The organism is Enterobacter sp. V89_11 (genome assembly GCF_029967775.1).
In the GTDB taxonomy this organism is placed as follows: domain Bacteria; phylum Pseudomonadota; class Gammaproteobacteria; order Enterobacterales; family Enterobacteriaceae; genus Enterobacter; species Enterobacter ludwigii.
Genome location: NZ_JASCAN010000010.1, coordinates 67,111 through 82,581 on the forward strand (window position 1 = coordinate 67,111; position 15,471 = coordinate 82,581).

Here is a 15,471-nt window from a genome sequence, read left to right on the forward strand (position 1 = left end):
CTCTCGCACGTTGACCGGGGTGTGATATTGCCCCGGTCTTTTTTTAACCTGGCAAGACCAACAAATAACCTGGCAGATGCAGGCAAACGCTTTTCTCGGGCGCCTGTCAGGATAAGGCTGTCACAACACAATAAACACAACAAGATGAGGTCTACGATGGGAAGCAATTCTTCTTTTTCTGCCCGTAGAACGGCACTGGCTATGGCCGTTGCGCTGTGTTGCGCCTGGCAATCACCTGTTTTCGCACACGGCAGTGAGGCGCATATGGTCCCGATGGACAAAACGCTGCAGGCGTTTGGCGCCGATGTGCAGTGGGATGATTACGCACAGATGTCCACCATTGCAAAGGACGGGGCATATGTGAAGGTCAAGCCCGGCGCGAAAACCGCTATTGTGAACGGCAAAACCCTCACGCTGCAGGTGCCGGTGGTCATGAAAGGCAAAAAAGCGTTCATCTCCGAGACCTTCATCAACGACGTTTTCCAGTCGGGTCTCGACCAGACCTTCCAGGTTGAAAAACGCCCTCACCCGTTAAACGCGCTAACGGCTGACGAAATTAAGCAAGCCGTGGAGATTGTGAAAGGCTCTGCGGATTTTAAACCGAACACCCGCTTTACCCAGATAGCCCTGGCCGAACCCGAGAAAGCCAAAGTGTGGGACTTTGTGCTCAACGGCACGGCGGTCGACTCTCCCCGCCAGGCGAACATCACCATGCTGGAAGGGAAACACGTTATTGAAAGTCTGGTGGACCTGAAGGATAAAAAGATCCTGCGCTGGGACGCCGTTAAAGATGCCCACGGCATGGTGCTGCTGGATGATTTTGCGACCGTTCAGCAGATCATCAACGAGAGTGCAGAGTTTGCCGAGGTTCTGAAAAAGCGCGGCATTACCGATACGAAGAAAGTGATCACCACGCCACTGACCGTCGGCTATTTTGACGGCAAAGATGGCCTGAAACAGGAAGACCGGTTGCTGAAAGTGGTGAGCTATCTGGACGTGGGCGACGGCAACTACTGGGCGCACCCGATTGAGAACCTGGTGGCAGTGGTCGACCTTGAGCAGAAGAAGATTCAGAAGATTGAAGAAGGTGCCGTTGTGCCGGTGCCGATGACGCCGCGTCCGTATGATGGACGTGACCGCATCAACACGCCGAAAAAGCCGCTCGACATCATTGAGCCGGAAGGCAAAAACTACACCATCACCGGCGATATGATTCACTGGCAGAACTGGGATTTCCATCTGAGTCTGGATTCCCGCGTGGGCCCAATGATTTCGACCGTCACCTACAATGATAACGGCAAAAAACGCCAGATTATGTATCAGGGCTCCCTGGGCGGGATGATCGTCCCTTACGGTGACCCTGACGTGGGCTGGTACTTTAAAGCCTATCTGGATTCCGGCGACTATGGTATGGGCACCCTGACCTCTCCGCTGGTGCGCGGCAAAGACGTGCCGTCCAACGCCGTGATGCTCAATGAAACCATTGCCGATTACACCGGTGCGCCGATGGAGATCCCCCGCGCCATCGCCATTTTTGAACGCTACGCAGGACCGGAATATAAACACCAGGAGATGGGTCAGCCTAACGTCAGTACCGAGCGGCGCGAGCTGGTGGTTCGCTGGGTGAGCACCGTTGGCAACTACGACTACATTTTCGACTGGGTATTCCACGAAAATGGCACCATCGGGATTGATGCCGGTGCAACGGGGATTGAGGCGGTGAAAGGCGTACAGGCGAAAACGATGCATGACCCTACTGCCAAAGACGATACCCGATACGGCACATTAATTGATCACAACATCGTCGGGACCACCCACCAGCACATCTATAACTTCCGTCTCGATATGGATGTGGATGGCATCAACAACACGCTGGTGGCAATGGATCCACAGGTGAAACCGAACACCGCCGGCGGCCCGCGAACCAGCACCATGCAGATCAATCAGTACGCTATTGATACCGAGCAGCAGGCGGCGCAGAAATTTGACCCGGGCACCATTCGTCTGCTGAGCAACACCAGCAAAGAGAACCGCATGGGGAACCCAATTTCGTATCAGATAATCCCTTACGCCGGGGGGACGCACCCGGTGGCGACCGGCGCGAAGTTCGCCCCGGACGAGTGGATCTATCACCGCCTGAGCTTTATGGATAAACAGCTGTGGGTCACGCGTTACCATCCGGATGAGATGTACCCGGAGGGCAAATTCCCAAACCGCTCAACCCACGATACGGGGCTTGGCAAATACAGCAAAGATAACGAGTCGCTAAACGATCAGGATGACGTCGTCTGGATGACCACCGGCACAACCCACGTCGCGCGCGCCGAAGAGTGGCCAATCATGCCTACGGAATGGGTGCATACCCTGCTCAAACCGTGGAACTTCTTCGACGAAACGCCGACACTCGGCAGGAAAAAAGACGCGCAGAAATAAAAACAGACCGGGCGTAATGCCCGGTTTTTTATTCGTTTATTTGCTGAATATCTCATCCTGATTATAGTTATTTTACTCCACTCATTCCGATTGCATCTTTTGAAACATTTTCAGCCAGGACGCGAAGTTTTCACAAACGACGTAGTACTTTCTCTGAGAGGTTTTAAATGAAATTGAATCTGATTGTCAGAAGTTTCGTGCTGGCTGGAATGATCATGTCCAACAGTCCCTCTTATGCGGCGGAAGCACCAAAGGACGCGTCTGCCGCAACACAACAAGCCAACAATGCCCTTTTTAACCAGCTTCCTTTCTCCGATAACACTGATTTTACCAATGCCCATAAAGGATTTATCGCTCCACTTCCTCAGGACGTTATCAAAGGCGAACAAGGCAATGTCATCTGGGATCCCCAACAGTATTCATTTATTAAAGAAGGTGATAAATCGCCGGATTCGGTAAACCCCAGTTTATGGCGTCAATCCCAGCTGATTAATATCAGCGGTCTGTTTGAAGTTACCGAAGGGGTATATCAGATCCGCAATCTCGATCTGTCAAATATGACCATCATCGAAGGCAAAGAAGGGATTACCGTCGTCGATCCGCTGGTCTCAGCAGAAACCGCCAAAGTCGGCATGGATCTTTATTACAAAAATCGCGGCCAAAAACCGGTCGTGGCGGTGATTTATACCCACAGTCATGTTGACCACTATGGCGGTGTGCGGGGTGTGGTTGATGAAGCAGACGTGAAGGCTGGCAAGGTAAAAGTTTATGCCCCTTCCGGATTTATGGAGGCGGCGGTTGCGGAAAATATCATGGCGGGCAACGTTATGAGTCGTCGCGCCAGTTATATGTATGGCAACCTGCTGAAGCCTGATGCAAAAGGACAAGTGGGTGCGGGTCTGGGGACGACCACGTCCGCCGGTACCGTCACCCTTATCGCGCCGACTAACATCATTGAAAAAGACGGACAAAAAGAGGTCATTGACGGGCTGACCTACGATTTTATGCTGGCCCCCGGCTCTGAAGCGCCTTCAGAGATGCTCTGGTTTATCGAAGAGAAAAAAATCATTGAATCCGCAGAGGATGTGACCCATACGCTGCATAACACCTACTCGCTGCGCGGCGCAAAAATTCGTGAACCGCTGCCCTGGTCAAAATATATTAACCAGGCGATTGTGCGCTGGGGCGATAAAGCCGACATCATCATGGCACAGCATCACTGGCCAACCTGGGGCAATGATAATGTCGTCGCACTGCTGAAGAGCCAGCGCGACCTCTACCGTTACATCAACGACCAGACGTTACGCATGGCGAATGAAGGCCTGACGCGTGATGAAATCGCCGCTAATTTCAAACTCCCGGATTCCCTCGCCCATACCTGGGCTAACCGCGGTTACTACGGTTCTGTCAGCCATGACGTTAAAGCCACCTATGTACTCTATCTGGGCTGGTTCGACGGTAATCCCGCCACGCTGGATGAACTGCCTCCTGAAGAGGCTGCGAAGAAATTCGTTGAGTATATGGGCGGCGCGGAGGCCATTCTGAACAAAGCGAAAACTGACTTTGATCAGGGCAACTATCGCTGGGTGGCGCAGGTCGTGAGTAAAGTGGTGTTTGCCGACCCGAACAATCAGGCCGCGCGTAATCTGGAAGCAGATGCGCTGGAACAGCTGGGTTATCAGGCGGAATCCGGCCCGTGGCGCAACTTCTACCTGACCGGCGCGCAAGAGCTGCGTAACGGCGTGGTGAAAGGCCCGACACCGAACACCGCCAGCCCGGATACCGTTCGAGCGATGACGCCAGAGATGTTCTTCGACTACCTTGCCGTTCATATCAATGGCCAAAAAGCCGGCGATGCCAAATCGGTGTTTAACATCGATCTGGGCAGCGATGGCGGCAAATACAAACTTGAACTGGAAAACGGCGTGCTGAACCACACGCCAAATGCCGAAGCGAAAGACGCTGACGCTACGCTTACCCTGAACCGTGATACCCTGAATAAAATTATCCTGAAAGAAGTCACGCTGAAACAGGCGCAGGACAGTGGCGATATCAAGATCAGCGGTGACAGTGCCAAACTGGACGCCATGCTTGGCTATATGGATAAGTTCGATTTCTGGTTTAATATTGTGACACCGTAACGGTGCAAAACAGACGGGCGGTCCTTCCGCCCGTTCCTGCTTCACTTGCTCCCAGGAAAGGGTAAAGAGCATTTATGGAAAAAAGAAAAAAAACGACGCCAGAGCGGGCTGCCTGGCCGACGCGTCAGGCGATGGTCATGCACGGGCTGGCGATGAACCTGCCGTGGCTGGCATTCGTCAACATCAGCTTCGCCGTGATGATCCTGCTGCGCCACGTCTCGCTTAAGCCCGACGACCCCCTCTACCTCCGGTCGCTGCCTCTGCTGAAGTTTATCGATGCCTCGATGTTCGGCATTATTATTCTGTCAGCCGCGTTAATCATCATGGCCTGGCGACGTATTGCCGGCATCAGCGTGGTGCTCTTTTTCTGTAGCGTCATCTGGTCGATATCCTGTTTCTGGTTTATCACCGATCTGTTGCTGCCTCACGTCTGGCCCCTGTGCGCGATTCTGTTACTCGCCGGGTTGACGGCGCTCTACTTTTACCCCCGTGGGTTACTCTCCTTCGTGATCCCGCTCTGGGTCACGCTACCGGTCGCAAGCTGGGTACTCAATGATGGTGTCAACCTTCACTTTGCCGCCGTCTGGACCGTCTTTACGCTGATTTTGCTCTGCGGGCGTTTCATCCTGATAAGCTGGTTTGATGAAGCCTGGCGACGTAACCAGCAAAACCAGCTGTTGATTTCGCGGCTGGAAGCGCTGGCGCATCAGGATCCGTTAACCCAGACCGCCAACCGTCGCAAGATGGAAGTGGTGCTGGAGAATGCCGTTGAGCAGAAAAAAGCCTTCTCGCTGATTATGCTGGATATAGATTATTTCAAACTTTACAACGACACCTATGGTCACCAGGCCGGTGACGAATGCTTGACCCGCGTGGCGCAGGTGCTCCGGCAGTCGGTGCGAACACCTGACGATGTCGTGTCTCGCTACGGCGGTGAAGAGTTTGTGGTGATCCTCTTTGATTGCCCGGAAAACACAGCCGAAAAAGTTGCCATGCGTATTCAGGACGGCCTGCGCGCGGAGGCAATTGCGCACGATGCCTCAAAAGTCAGCGATCGCGTCACCGTAAGCATGGGCATTGCAGGAATGGCAGAGGGTCTGGCGGGGACGGAGATTATCGCCCGCGCCGATGAGGCGCTGTACCGGGCGAAAGCGGCCGGACGGGACCGCTGGTCACGATAGCCGTGTCGGGTGGACGTTGCGCCAGCCCGACACGCTTTGTTTTAATACCGTACACACACCGATTTGGTTTCACACCAGCCATCCAGCCAGTCCGGGCCGAAATCGCGCCCGGTGCCGGACTGCTTCATGCCGCCAAACGGCAGGTTGGCGTCGATCAGCGTATGGCTGTTCACCCAGACGGTTCCCGCCTGCAGCCGGTCGGTGTATTCCAGCGCCTTGCTGATATTTTGCGTCCAGACGCTGGCCGTCAGCCCATATTCGGTGTCGTTGGCCAGCGCCAGCGCTTCTTCGCCATCCGCGACGCGCACCAGGTTGACCACCGGGCCGAACACTTCTTCGCGGGTGAGTCGCAGCGCGGCATCCGGGTTCACCACCAGCGTCGGCGACACGTAATAACCTTTGCCATCCGGCCCCCGGTTACCGGTGATCAACTCCGCATTGCGCGATTTTGCCTCGTCGAGGAAGGTCTGCACTTTATCGCAGTGCGCGCGCGAGACCAGCGGGTTGATGAACGCCTCCGGCGACATGCCCGGCCCGACGCTCAGGGATTTCACCGCCTGTTCAAACCCGCTGACCAGCGTGTCAAACAGCGGCGCTTCAATATAGATACGGGAGCTCGCCGCACAAACCTGCCCCTGGTTCAGGAAGCTGCCGGTCATCAGGCCTTCAATTACCCAGGCCGGGTCAGCATCTTTCAGCACGATAGCCGGGTTTTTACCCCCCAGCTCCAGCGTCACCCCCGTGAGCGTATCCGCCGCCGCGCGGGCAATTTGCTTGCCTGTCGCCGTTGAGCCAGTAAAGCTCACTTTGGCAATATGCGGATGTGAGGTCAGCGCGGCACCGCACACCGCACCGCTTCCCGTGACCACATTAAACACCCCGTCGGGGATGCCCGCTTCACTTGCCAGTTCCGCCACGCGCAGCATCGTGAGCGGCGTGGTTTCTGAAGGCTTAATGACAATGGAACACCCCGCCGCCAGCGCAGGCATGACTTTCCACATCCCGATCATCAGCGGGAAGTTCCACGGCACAATCCCGGCCACCACGCCAACCGGCTCTTTGCGCGTCCACGCCTGATAGCGGGCCCCCTGCGGTAAGGGGATGGAGAGGTCGAGGGTTTTACCGGCAATTTTCGTGGTAAGCCCTGCAGTATAGCGCATCCAGTTCAGGGTACAGCCCACTTCAAAGGCGCGGGAGATATGAATGGATTTCCCCTGCTCCAGCGTCTCAAGCTGGGCCAGCTCTTCGCTGTGCTGCTCAACCAGATCGGCGAAATGCAGCAGGATACGCTCACGCTCTGCCGGTAATTTTCCGGCCCAGCTACGGGCAACAAACGCACGCCAGCCGGACATCACGGCGCGGTCGACATCATCAACGCTGGCATCGGCGGTGGAGGCGATGACGTCGCCCGTTGCCGGGTTATAGACATTGAGCCGCTTTTCACTGTCCGACGCGGCCTGACGCCCTTCAATCCACAGGCCATGATGTCGGTCTAAAAACTGCTGTACGGCAGGCTGAACGGCTACCTGAGATTCAGACATAGGGTACTCCTTCGTTTTTATTCGCAGGGTGTTAATGCAGTCTAAGAGGGGTTTTGGATTCTCGCTTTTGTCTCTGTGACATTCGCTTTGCCACCTGTGACAGGCTCCGCAAATCGTGATAATTCCGTCTTATAACGCTGTTACCGGTGAGTGTTCTTTCCTATAGTCAGCCTCATAGCTCTGACAAAATGCAACACAAATGCAACAATGCAAAAACATTGACGGTGCAGCGAGATAAGCGATGGCGTGTGCAAGCGAAGAGGAACAGTATCAACAGTGGCTGGCACAAATTAACCAGGTCTGCGGGCGTTTTAATGCGCGTCCGCTGGAGGGGGAATTCGTCGGCGAGCTGGAAACCAGCTATGCCCGTAGCCTGAAGTTAAGCACCGTAACCGCAGGTGGCGTTAACCTGTTCCGCTCCCGCCATGAGATTAACGACAGTAACGATGCCTGGTTCTACACCGTATTTCAGCTGGAGGGCAGCGCGGAGATTGAACAGGACGACCGCCGCGCGGTGCTGAAGACCGGCGATATCACGCTGCTTGATGCTTCCCGCCCGTGCTCCATTGCCTGGCATGAAAAATCCCGCCAGATTTCGCTGCTGGTTCCGCGCCAGATTATTGAGCAACAGTGTCGTTTTCAGGAGGTAAGCTGCGCGCTCCCCCTTTCGCGCACGCTGCCCACCGTTCAGTTAAGCCACCACCTGCTGATGGAAAGTATGGGGAATGCCGATCTGAGTGACCGGGAGAGTGAAGCGGCGCTGGAAGCGATGATCTGTCTGCTTCGCCCCGCGTTCCAGCAGCGCGACGTGGCTCAGCCACGTAAAGAACGCCTGTTCCGCAATGTGCTGTCATTGATTGACGATCATATTCAGTCTGAATCACTGCGACCAGAATGGATTGCCGCACAGAGCGGGATGTCGGTGCGAAGCCTCTACCGCATGTTTGCTGATAAGGGGCTGGTGGTCGCCCAGTACATTAAAAACCGCCGTCTCGACCTGTGCGCACAAGTGTTGCGCTCCGCCAGCGATGATGAAAAGCTGGCGGGCATTGGCTACAGCTGGGGCTTTTCCGACCATAGCCATTTTTCAACCGCCTTTAAGCAGCGTTTTGGCGTCTCGCCTGGCGAATATCGTAAGCGCTTTCGCTAACTACTTCTTCAGCCATTTCCCGTTGATGCCTTTCACGTACTCGCCCGGCTGGGCGCGGGCAACCAGCTTTTGCCCTGCCATTTTCGCCACTTCGTCCACCGGCAGATTGTTGCTGTCAGCCAGCTTCTGATAGCTTTCCGTGCGCGCGGCGTTAATGCGATTGACCAGCGCCAGGGTTTCCGCATCCTGTTTGATTGGCGCAAGATAACCGCTCAGGGTTTCCCCCACGCGCCCCTGCGTCCGGGCGTCATTTAAGGTCAGCGTTGCCGCCTGCACGTTCATGCCGAGCGCCAGTAACATCAGAGCTAATCGTTTCATGGCATCCTCAGAACAGATCGCTGCGTGATTTCAGCAGGGTTTCAACGTCTTTATCGACCTTGATGTGGATCTCATGTTCGATTTTGACATTCATATTGATGGTAATCGGCTCCTTCGGCGCGGCGACTTCAATGCGCGGCGTACAGCCGGTCAGTAGCGCGGCAACGGCAACGGTGAGCACACCAGCCATCTTTTTCATTGTTGTTCCTCACTTTCCTTGCCAGTCGAACTGCGGATACCAGGTATTGCCGCGTGTTGCTCAAACCAGGTTTGCAGGTTGTCTCCAAAACGCAGGCTGCGCCAGAGGGTAAAGACATTCTCTTCATGGGTATAGTTCAGATTAACGTAGCTGCTTTTACCCTCTACCCGGCTGGTTCCCTTAAGGGTCGCCTGCATGGTTAATTCACCCAGATTATCTAAATTGATTCTTGTCCACGAGCGAGAAATTTCCATATAGCGCAGCCAGTTAATTGCGGCTCCCGCCACCATATTATCTTTTACGATGGCGTCCGCCGTGTCTTTATCGATACGCAGCGTCATCGGGCCGGGGTTGGTCAGCCAGCCATCTTTGATGATCCATTTTTCATTGTCCAGCCAGAACGGCAGCGCCCCGCTCACCGGGCCAGACATCGCAAACTGCTTAGGATTAACGGCACTGATCAGCTCGCTGGAGGAGATATTGTCTACCCGCAGCAGCGCCGGATCGTGTTGCGGCATCCTCAACTGCTGCATGGTGATTTTTCCGCCGAGGGTTTCCACCTTCACATTGGTGAGCAGAAGCGGGTTCGCCTCACTCCAGGGGTAGTCACCCTGCAGGTCCGCCGTGATATTCCGCGCGGTCACCAGGTTTACCACCTCGCCAATCCGTAAGGTTACCGGGCCGCGCGTTCCCAGCGACCAGGTGCCCTCACTAAACCGGAACGGCAGGACAAAGTCGACGCCGTTGATCTGGTTGTCTGGCATCCAGGCGCTACCGGCTTTCAGTACGCCGTGACCGCCCGCCTCAAAGCCCTGACCCGCGGCGGCCGAGAAGGCCACCTGCGCATACAGTTCGCCGTCACGCAGCGTCATTTTCCAGTCTGGCGGGATCAACGGCTGGAACACGGTGAGCGATTGTTTCGGCCACCAGGCCTGCCCGCGAAGGCGTTCCCCGTCCCAGCGTCCGTTCACCTGTACCGGTCCGATAGCATCGGCATGCAGATCGCCCTTGAACTGGAACAGTGTCGGGTCTGTTCCGTCTACGCTGAAGGTCAGCACCGACGGCGGCAATACGCTGCCGCCGCTGAAACGGGTTTGCCCGGCATTCAGCGACAGCGCTCCGCTGAACGTCGGCTTGTCAGGATCGCGATACCAGCGCACCGGGTTATCCAGCACCAGACGGGGTTTACTGACCTCCATGGCACCGTACTTGAGCTGGTCGAAACCGGTTGAAAGCGCGGTCAGCTCAATAAGTTTGTCGCGCCATTCGCCTTTTCCGGCAACATCCCAGCGCGCATTCATTGGGGTGAAGCCCCCTTTGCCCCAGTAGCGCCACTGCCACAGGCCGTTGTCGGGTAAAAAGTCACTGGCCTGGCCATCCAGATGCAGTTCAAAATCACCCATCTCGTTCTCGTGCGCCCGCAAAATGGCCTGCAGGCGTCCATCGACACCCTTTTGGGTCAGCCTGACGCCCGCCAGCGGCCAGCGAATTTCATCAATATCCAGTGAATCGATAATGCGACCACGTGAGCGCAGCAGCGCGCCCGGCTCAAAGGAGAGCTGCGGTTCATACAGGCTTCCGGTCAGTTTTGCCGGCAGTCTGGCATAGAGCACCAGGTCGTTATGTTTCGCCTCGCCGCTCAGATGAAGCGGCATGTCGCTTTGTTCCATACTGAGCCTGCCCGGTCCGATATTCAGTACCGCGTTGCCCTTCCCCGCATCCCCTTGAGTGAGCACATTCAGACGCCCGGTCAGGGTCGCTTTCTCAAGCCCCGCCTGCCAGTTATCGACACGAAGGCCAACGCGCCCGCTCAGCGGCATGCCGGAAAGGTTCCAGTTCCAGCGTCCGTCACTGATATTCAGCTGTTCCGCGGTTATTTGCCAAGGCAGATCGAGCAGCGGATCGGGGTTATCCCGCGCCATGACCACCAGTTGCCCCTGATTGGCTTCCCAGTCGAGATCGGCATCGACCAGCGAGGTTAACTGTGGCACGTTAAAGGTCGCAACCGCATGGCCTTTAACCGGCACGCCGTCCGGCACCAGCGGCAGGGTGAATTGTCCCACCAGTTTTATCGGCTGTGGCTGGTCGGGAAGTTGTACATCGAACTGGGTGACAGAGAGGGTCTGACCGCGGAGCATCCCTTTAATACTGACCTGCTCACCTTTGTAGGCAATCTCCTGACGCGCGGGCGTCAGCGACGCCTGAAGTTCTCCCTGCCACTGCTGCCAGGGCGAGAGCGTCAGACGATGGACAGTAAGCCAGGTATTCGGTAACACCGCCTGCCACTGCACCAGCGTTTTGGGCGCGACCGTGGACGGTGCGGACTGGGGAATTTTATTGAGGCAAACGGAGTTCAGTTCGAGCGCGCCGATATCCAGTTTCCAGCGGCTGGGGTGCGACAGGGTCGCGTTATCGACTCGGGCAATTTCGCAGTCATCCACAAGATAGCTAAGATCGGGGATGATCAGGGCATGACGCGTGAGTCTGGGACTTTGTTCAAAGGCGATGCGTGTCCCGACAGGAAGCCAGATCCCGGCAAGGGTTGGTACCCATTGGGCAAGGGTCATCAGCAGCGTCAGCGGCACCAGAATGAACAGCAGTAAGAGCGCAATTGCGGCTTTGTATGTACCCCTCATGGGCAGTTAATATCCTGATTTAGCGAAAGAATTAAGCCGACAGTGCCGATCATTGTCGCATGTTTAGCCAGTCAGTTGAAGAGAATGCCAAATTTAAGGATAGATGCTCTGACCGTATGCGCTAAAAATTTTATTATACTTAACGTCAATAAGTCATCTTAAATTCAATGGGTTAGGCTATATTTCAAGACGACCTTCAGCGTTGTAGCGTCAAAAGTTAGAATTTGTTGCGCGGCATTGCCAGCAGGTAAACCATCGCAAAAACCAGGGAACCCCAGTACACCGAGTCATATAGAAAAGGATCAAAATCTATGTGCAAAAATCCATTCACAAACTCATGCCCATTCGCAAAAATGTTTATCTGTACGGCAGCGACTGCAATCACGAGCAATGTATAAGCAATGAAGAGAGGGTATTTGCGGAGTCGATTGATTTTTATCTTCCCCAGATACAGGAGGACAAAAATTGCAATAGATACAATAAAATAGCAAAAAGCGGGCCACATAGGTGGGTTTAGGGATAACTCAAGTTGTGGTGACATAATCAATTCTCTTTAGCAATCTGGTACATCTGCCATCCTGTAACGCTTCCACTTCGCCCACCTTCTGACACCTCCGCCCCAGGGTGCATCAAATCTATACTTAAGCAGGGTTGTAGATTGAATATCATAGAGTTAACGGGTAAAGATGCTCTAAAATAATTGATAGAACTAATTGAATTCAATAATATTTCAGAAATTGTAAGATAATTTTAATCATGCTAACGTGAATGCAAAATCACTGGAGAAAGTCTTATGAAACTCGCGGTATATAGCACAAAGCAGTACGACAAAAAGTATCTGCAACATGTTAACGAGGCTTACGGGTTTGAGCTTGAATTTTTCGACTTTCTGCTGTCCGAAAAAACCGCCAAAACGGCGCACGGCTGTGAAGGCGTTTGCATTTTTGTGAATGATGATGGCAGCCGTCCGGTGCTGGAAGAGTTGAAAAAACAGGGCGTGAAATATATCGCCCTGCGCTGCGCTGGTTTCAACAACGTAGATCTTGATGCCGCAAAAGAGCTGGGGCTGAAGGTGGTCCGCGTCCCGGCATATTCTCCGGAAGCGGTCGCGGAACATGCCATCGGTATGATGATGTCACTGAACCGTCGTATTCACCGTGCTTATCAACGTACCCGTGACGCCAACTTCTCTCTGGAAGGGCTGACCGGCTTTACCATGTACGGTAAAACCGCGGGCGTTATCGGTACCGGTAAGATTGGCGTCGCCGCCCTGCGCATTCTGAAAGGGTTTGGTATGCGTCTGCTGGCGTTTGATCCTTACCCAAGCGCTGCCGCGCTGGATCTGGGCGTGGAATATGTCGACCTGCCGACGCTGTTTTCACAGTCTGACGTTATCTCCCTGCACTGTCCGCTGACGCCGGAAAACTACCACCTGCTCAACCAGGCGGCGTTTGACCAGATGAAAGATGGCGTGATGATCATCAACACCAGCCGCGGCGGGTTGATTGATTCCCAGGCCGCTATTGAAGCGCTGAAGACCCAGAAGATTGGCGCGCTGGGGATGGACGTGTATGAGAATGAGCGCGATCTGTTCTTTGAAGACAAATCTAATGACGTGATCCAGGACGACGTATTCCGCCGTCTGTCTGCCTGCCATAACGTCCTGTTCACCGGACACCAGGCGTTTCTGACTGCCGAAGCGCTGATCAGCATTTCAGAAACCACGCTGGGGAACTTGCAGCAGCTGGAAAAGGGTGAAGAGTGCCCTAACGCTATCGTGTAAATCTATATGCCGGGTGCGGCTCTGCCCTGCCCGGCCAGCTACGCCCGGTCTGGTTTCCAGCACCGGTGAGCAAAGCGCCACCAGAGCAGGACAGCCAGCAGCGCAATGGCGCTGAGCACGCTAAAGGCCGTCGCAAAAGAGTAATGACCGGCAATCGTGCCGGTTAACGCCGGGCTCATTGCTGCCCCGACACCCTGCATCAGCATGACCACGCTCTGCCCGGCATTCACGTGCCCACTCCCGCGCAACAGCACCACGATAAACGACGGCACGACAACGCCCAGGATCCCCGCGGCCAGACCATCAAGAATTTGTACCGGGATCATCATCAACGGGGCGTCTGTGGAGGCTGCCAGTGCCGCCCGAACGGGCATAATAAGCAGGGCCAGCATGATGAAACGCCAGTAACCGTAGCGCTCAATTCGACCTGCCACCCCCATGGCGACGGGGATCATCACCGCCTGAGAAATGATGACGGTGGCCGCCGCAAATAATCCGGGATTGATGGTTGCCGGTGCCGCAGCAACCCTCATGCTCAGCATCGGCAGCAGTGCGGCATTGGCCAGATGGAACAGCAGCAGCGTCAGCCCGGTTATCAACAGCGCCCGGTTTTTAATCAGCACCGCGACGCCGGGGACCGGTTGACGGTCTGAAGAGGTCAGCCCCCGCGCCGCATCGTTGTCGATATCTGTATGACGAATGGCAAGCAGCGCGCACAACGTCAGAAGCGTCGTACAGGTCATCAGCAGGAAAATGCCCCCGACGCCCCAGAACCAGGCAATGCCGCCTGCAATCACCGCCGTCAGGAAATTGCCGGCGTGGTTGAACGCCTCGTTCTTCCCCATCTGCGCGCTAAACCCGCTCGGGCCCGTCAGACCCAGCGTAATACCCGCAATCAGTGGCCCCACAAACGCCGCGCAGATACCGGTGATAATTTGCGAGACGGCGACGACGCCGCTCTGCTGACTAAACCAGAGCAGCAGCGTACTCAGCGTAATGGCGATACAAAGCAGTGCCAGAACCGAACGCTTATTGCGGGAGGTATCCGTAATAAATCCCGCCGGCAGCGTTGCCAGTAATCCCGCCAGCCCCCCGGCGGTCATCAGGATGCCGATATCATCCGGGGTCCAGTGACGTTCCGTCAGGAAGATGCCGAGAAAGGGCCCGAGGCCATCGCGAACATCAGCAATGAAAAAACTTGTCAGGCACAACGCCCGCAGTGAACGAAGAGACATACTTCCTGCCTTTTGCATATTGGCTGGCTCTGTTAGCGACGGCCTGTACGTTCGACGCCCTGTTAAAATCACGATGCAGTATACCGGAGCGTGTTGAAGCTAAAATGACCTCTCCACTCTTCTGCCGCGGCAAACTCTTTTTATAGAACTTCACGCTTTCCAGATACGCCCATTTATGGGAGTATTTAGGAATCGATTGTTTCCTAAATGATGAACACAATGTCTGAGAAGCTACAGAACGCACGCGAGCGCGGACGTCCGCGGCAGTTTGATCTCGATGCGGCCCTGGATCTGGCGATGCCGGTATTCAGAGAAAAGGGTTACCACAGCGCGTCGATAAGTGACCTGAGCGACGCGATGCAGCTCACTGCGGGCAGTATTTATAAAGCCTTTCACGATAAACGTGGCCTGTTCCTGCAGGTATTCGCGCGTTATACCTCCCTGCGCAATCAATCGTTGCGCGAGCGTCTGGCGCGACAACCTGATGGCCGGGCCAAAATAGCCGAGCTGCTGAACTTTTATCTTGAATCGGCCAGCGCTGTCGAAGGACGCCGCGGCTGCCTGGTGGTCGGCAGCACCCTTGAACTCAGCCAGTTTGACGGCGAAATTGCCGGGCTGGTGCAGAGCGCGCTTGCGCGAAATCAGCACGCGATCCTCCAGCTGATCGAACAGGGTATGCATGACGGTTCAGTTAATTCGCGACACGACGCGCAGGCGTTGAGCGGCGTTTTGCTGTGCCTGGTCCTGGGCATGCGTGTGGCGGGCAAAGCCGGAGAATTACCGGCACGCGAACGGCTGGTAGAGACGGTGATGGCGCTACTCGCCTAAAAAATTTATCCATAAAGGAAATGATC

General features: G+C 55.2%; 12 protein-coding genes. 6 read left to right on the plus strand and 6 right to left on the minus strand.

The window, feature by feature from the left end; genetic code table 11:
- The first annotated feature begins 156 nt into the window (after window positions 1-156).
- The 3 genes from tynA (at window position 157) to QLG09_RS10150 (ending at window position 5,755) form a co-directional block, all read left to right on the plus strand.
- The gene (gene tynA, locus QLG09_RS10140) at window positions 157-2,433 is read left to right on the plus strand and encodes a primary-amine oxidase (protein ID WP_282488876.1); all 2,277 of its coding nucleotides are present in this window, start codon (window positions 157-159) and stop codon (window positions 2,431-2,433) included.
- A 167-nt stretch (window positions 2,434-2,600) separates the two neighbouring features.
- Entirely contained in the window at window positions 2,601-4,574 is a 1,974-nt protein-coding gene (locus tag QLG09_RS10145; protein ID WP_049022801.1) for an alkyl sulfatase dimerization domain-containing protein, read from the plus strand.
- Between the two features lie 74 nt (window positions 4,575-4,648).
- Window positions 4,649-5,755, plus strand: coding sequence for a membrane-associated sensor domain-containing protein (locus QLG09_RS10150; protein ID WP_025204287.1), 1,107 nt, complete (start codon window positions 4,649-4,651; stop codon window positions 5,753-5,755).
- 41 nt (window positions 5,756-5,796) lie between these two features.
- Here QLG09_RS10150 and QLG09_RS10155 read toward each other — a convergent pair whose 3' ends face one another.
- Entirely contained in the window at window positions 5,797-7,296 is a 1,500-nt protein-coding gene (locus QLG09_RS10155; protein WP_014169921.1) for an aldehyde dehydrogenase family protein, read from the minus strand.
- 241 nt (window positions 7,297-7,537) lie between these two features.
- Here QLG09_RS10155 and feaR point away from each other — a divergent pair, with 241 nt between their 5' ends.
- Window positions 7,538-8,446 carry a transcriptional regulator FeaR gene (gene feaR / locus QLG09_RS10160; RefSeq protein ID WP_049022802.1) on the plus strand — a complete coding sequence of 303 codons (909 nt, stop codon included), beginning with the start codon at window positions 7,538-7,540 and terminating at the stop codon, window positions 8,444-8,446.
- Here the strand turns inward: feaR and QLG09_RS10165 are convergent, their stop codons facing one another.
- From QLG09_RS10165 to QLG09_RS10180, 4 genes are all read right to left on the minus strand, one after another.
- Complete coding sequence (locus QLG09_RS10165) at window positions 8,447-8,764, minus strand: YdbL family protein (RefSeq protein WP_014169919.1); 318 nt, start codon at window positions 8,762-8,764, stop codon at window positions 8,447-8,449.
- Window positions 8,765-8,771: 7 nt separating this feature from the next.
- Window positions 8,772-8,963, minus strand: coding sequence for a YnbE family lipoprotein (locus QLG09_RS10170; protein WP_014169918.1), 192 nt, complete (start codon window positions 8,961-8,963; stop codon window positions 8,772-8,774).
- A complete protein-coding gene (locus tag QLG09_RS10175; RefSeq protein WP_049022803.1) occupies window positions 8,960-11,599 on the minus strand; it encodes a YdbH family protein in 2,640 nt (879 codons plus the stop codon). Before QLG09_RS10175 ends, QLG09_RS10170 begins: the two co-directional genes overlap by 4 nt.
- A 217-nt stretch (window positions 11,600-11,816) precedes the next feature.
- On the minus strand, window positions 11,817-12,140 hold the full coding sequence (locus tag QLG09_RS10180; RefSeq protein ID WP_049022804.1) for a hypothetical protein: 324 nt from the start codon (window positions 12,138-12,140) through the stop codon (window positions 11,817-11,819).
- 252 nt (window positions 12,141-12,392) lie between these two features.
- Here QLG09_RS10180 and QLG09_RS10185 point away from each other — a divergent pair, with 252 nt between their 5' ends.
- Window positions 12,393-13,382: a 2-hydroxyacid dehydrogenase gene (locus QLG09_RS10185; protein ID WP_014169916.1), complete on the plus strand. Its 990-nt coding sequence runs from the start codon at window positions 12,393-12,395 to the stop codon at window positions 13,380-13,382.
- Window positions 13,383-13,420: 38 nt separating this feature from the next.
- Here QLG09_RS10185 and QLG09_RS10190 read toward each other — a convergent pair whose 3' ends face one another.
- Entirely contained in the window at window positions 13,421-14,617 is a 1,197-nt protein-coding gene (locus QLG09_RS10190) for an MFS transporter (RefSeq protein WP_049022805.1), read from the minus strand.
- A 219-nt stretch (window positions 14,618-14,836) separates the two neighbouring features.
- Between QLG09_RS10190 and QLG09_RS10195 the strand changes: the two genes are divergently transcribed.
- Window positions 14,837-15,445: a TetR/AcrR family transcriptional regulator gene (locus QLG09_RS10195; protein WP_072126414.1), complete on the plus strand. Its 609-nt coding sequence runs from the start codon at window positions 14,837-14,839 to the stop codon at window positions 15,443-15,445.
- The last annotated feature ends 26 nt before the right edge of the window (window positions 15,446-15,471 follow it).

Bases quoted from the DNA above. Each gene is read 5' to 3' on its own strand.
- QLG09_RS10175 (WP_049022803.1), bottom strand. From the start codon at position 11,599: ATGAGGGGTACATACAAAGCCGCAATTGCGCTCTTACTGCTGTTCATT.
- QLG09_RS10195 (WP_072126414.1), top strand. From the start codon at position 14,837: ATGTCTGAGAAGCTACAGAACGCACGCGAGCGCGGACGTCCGCGGCAG.
- QLG09_RS10150 (WP_025204287.1), top strand. From the start codon at position 4,649: ATGGAAAAAAGAAAAAAAACGACGCCAGAGCGGGCTGCCTGGCCGACG.
- QLG09_RS10155 (WP_014169921.1), bottom strand. From the start codon at position 7,296: ATGTCTGAATCTCAGGTAGCCGTTCAGCCTGCCGTACAGCAGTTTTTA.
- QLG09_RS10145 (WP_049022801.1), top strand. From the start codon at position 2,601: ATGAAATTGAATCTGATTGTCAGAAGTTTCGTGCTGGCTGGAATGATC.
- feaR (WP_049022802.1), top strand. From the start codon at position 7,538: ATGGCGTGTGCAAGCGAAGAGGAACAGTATCAACAGTGGCTGGCACAA.
- QLG09_RS10170 (WP_014169918.1), bottom strand. From the start codon at position 8,963: ATGAAAAAGATGGCTGGTGTGCTCACCGTTGCCGTTGCCGCGCTACTG.
- QLG09_RS10180 (WP_049022804.1), bottom strand. From the start codon at position 12,140: ATGTCACCACAACTTGAGTTATCCCTAAACCCACCTATGTGGCCCGCT.
- QLG09_RS10165 (WP_014169919.1), bottom strand. From the start codon at position 8,764: ATGAAACGATTAGCTCTGATGTTACTGGCGCTCGGCATGAACGTGCAG.
- QLG09_RS10190 (WP_049022805.1), bottom strand. From the start codon at position 14,617: ATGTCTCTTCGTTCACTGCGGGCGTTGTGCCTGACAAGTTTTTTCATT.
- QLG09_RS10185 (WP_014169916.1), top strand. From the start codon at position 12,393: ATGAAACTCGCGGTATATAGCACAAAGCAGTACGACAAAAAGTATCTG.
- tynA (WP_282488876.1), top strand. From the start codon at position 157: ATGGGAAGCAATTCTTCTTTTTCTGCCCGTAGAACGGCACTGGCTATG.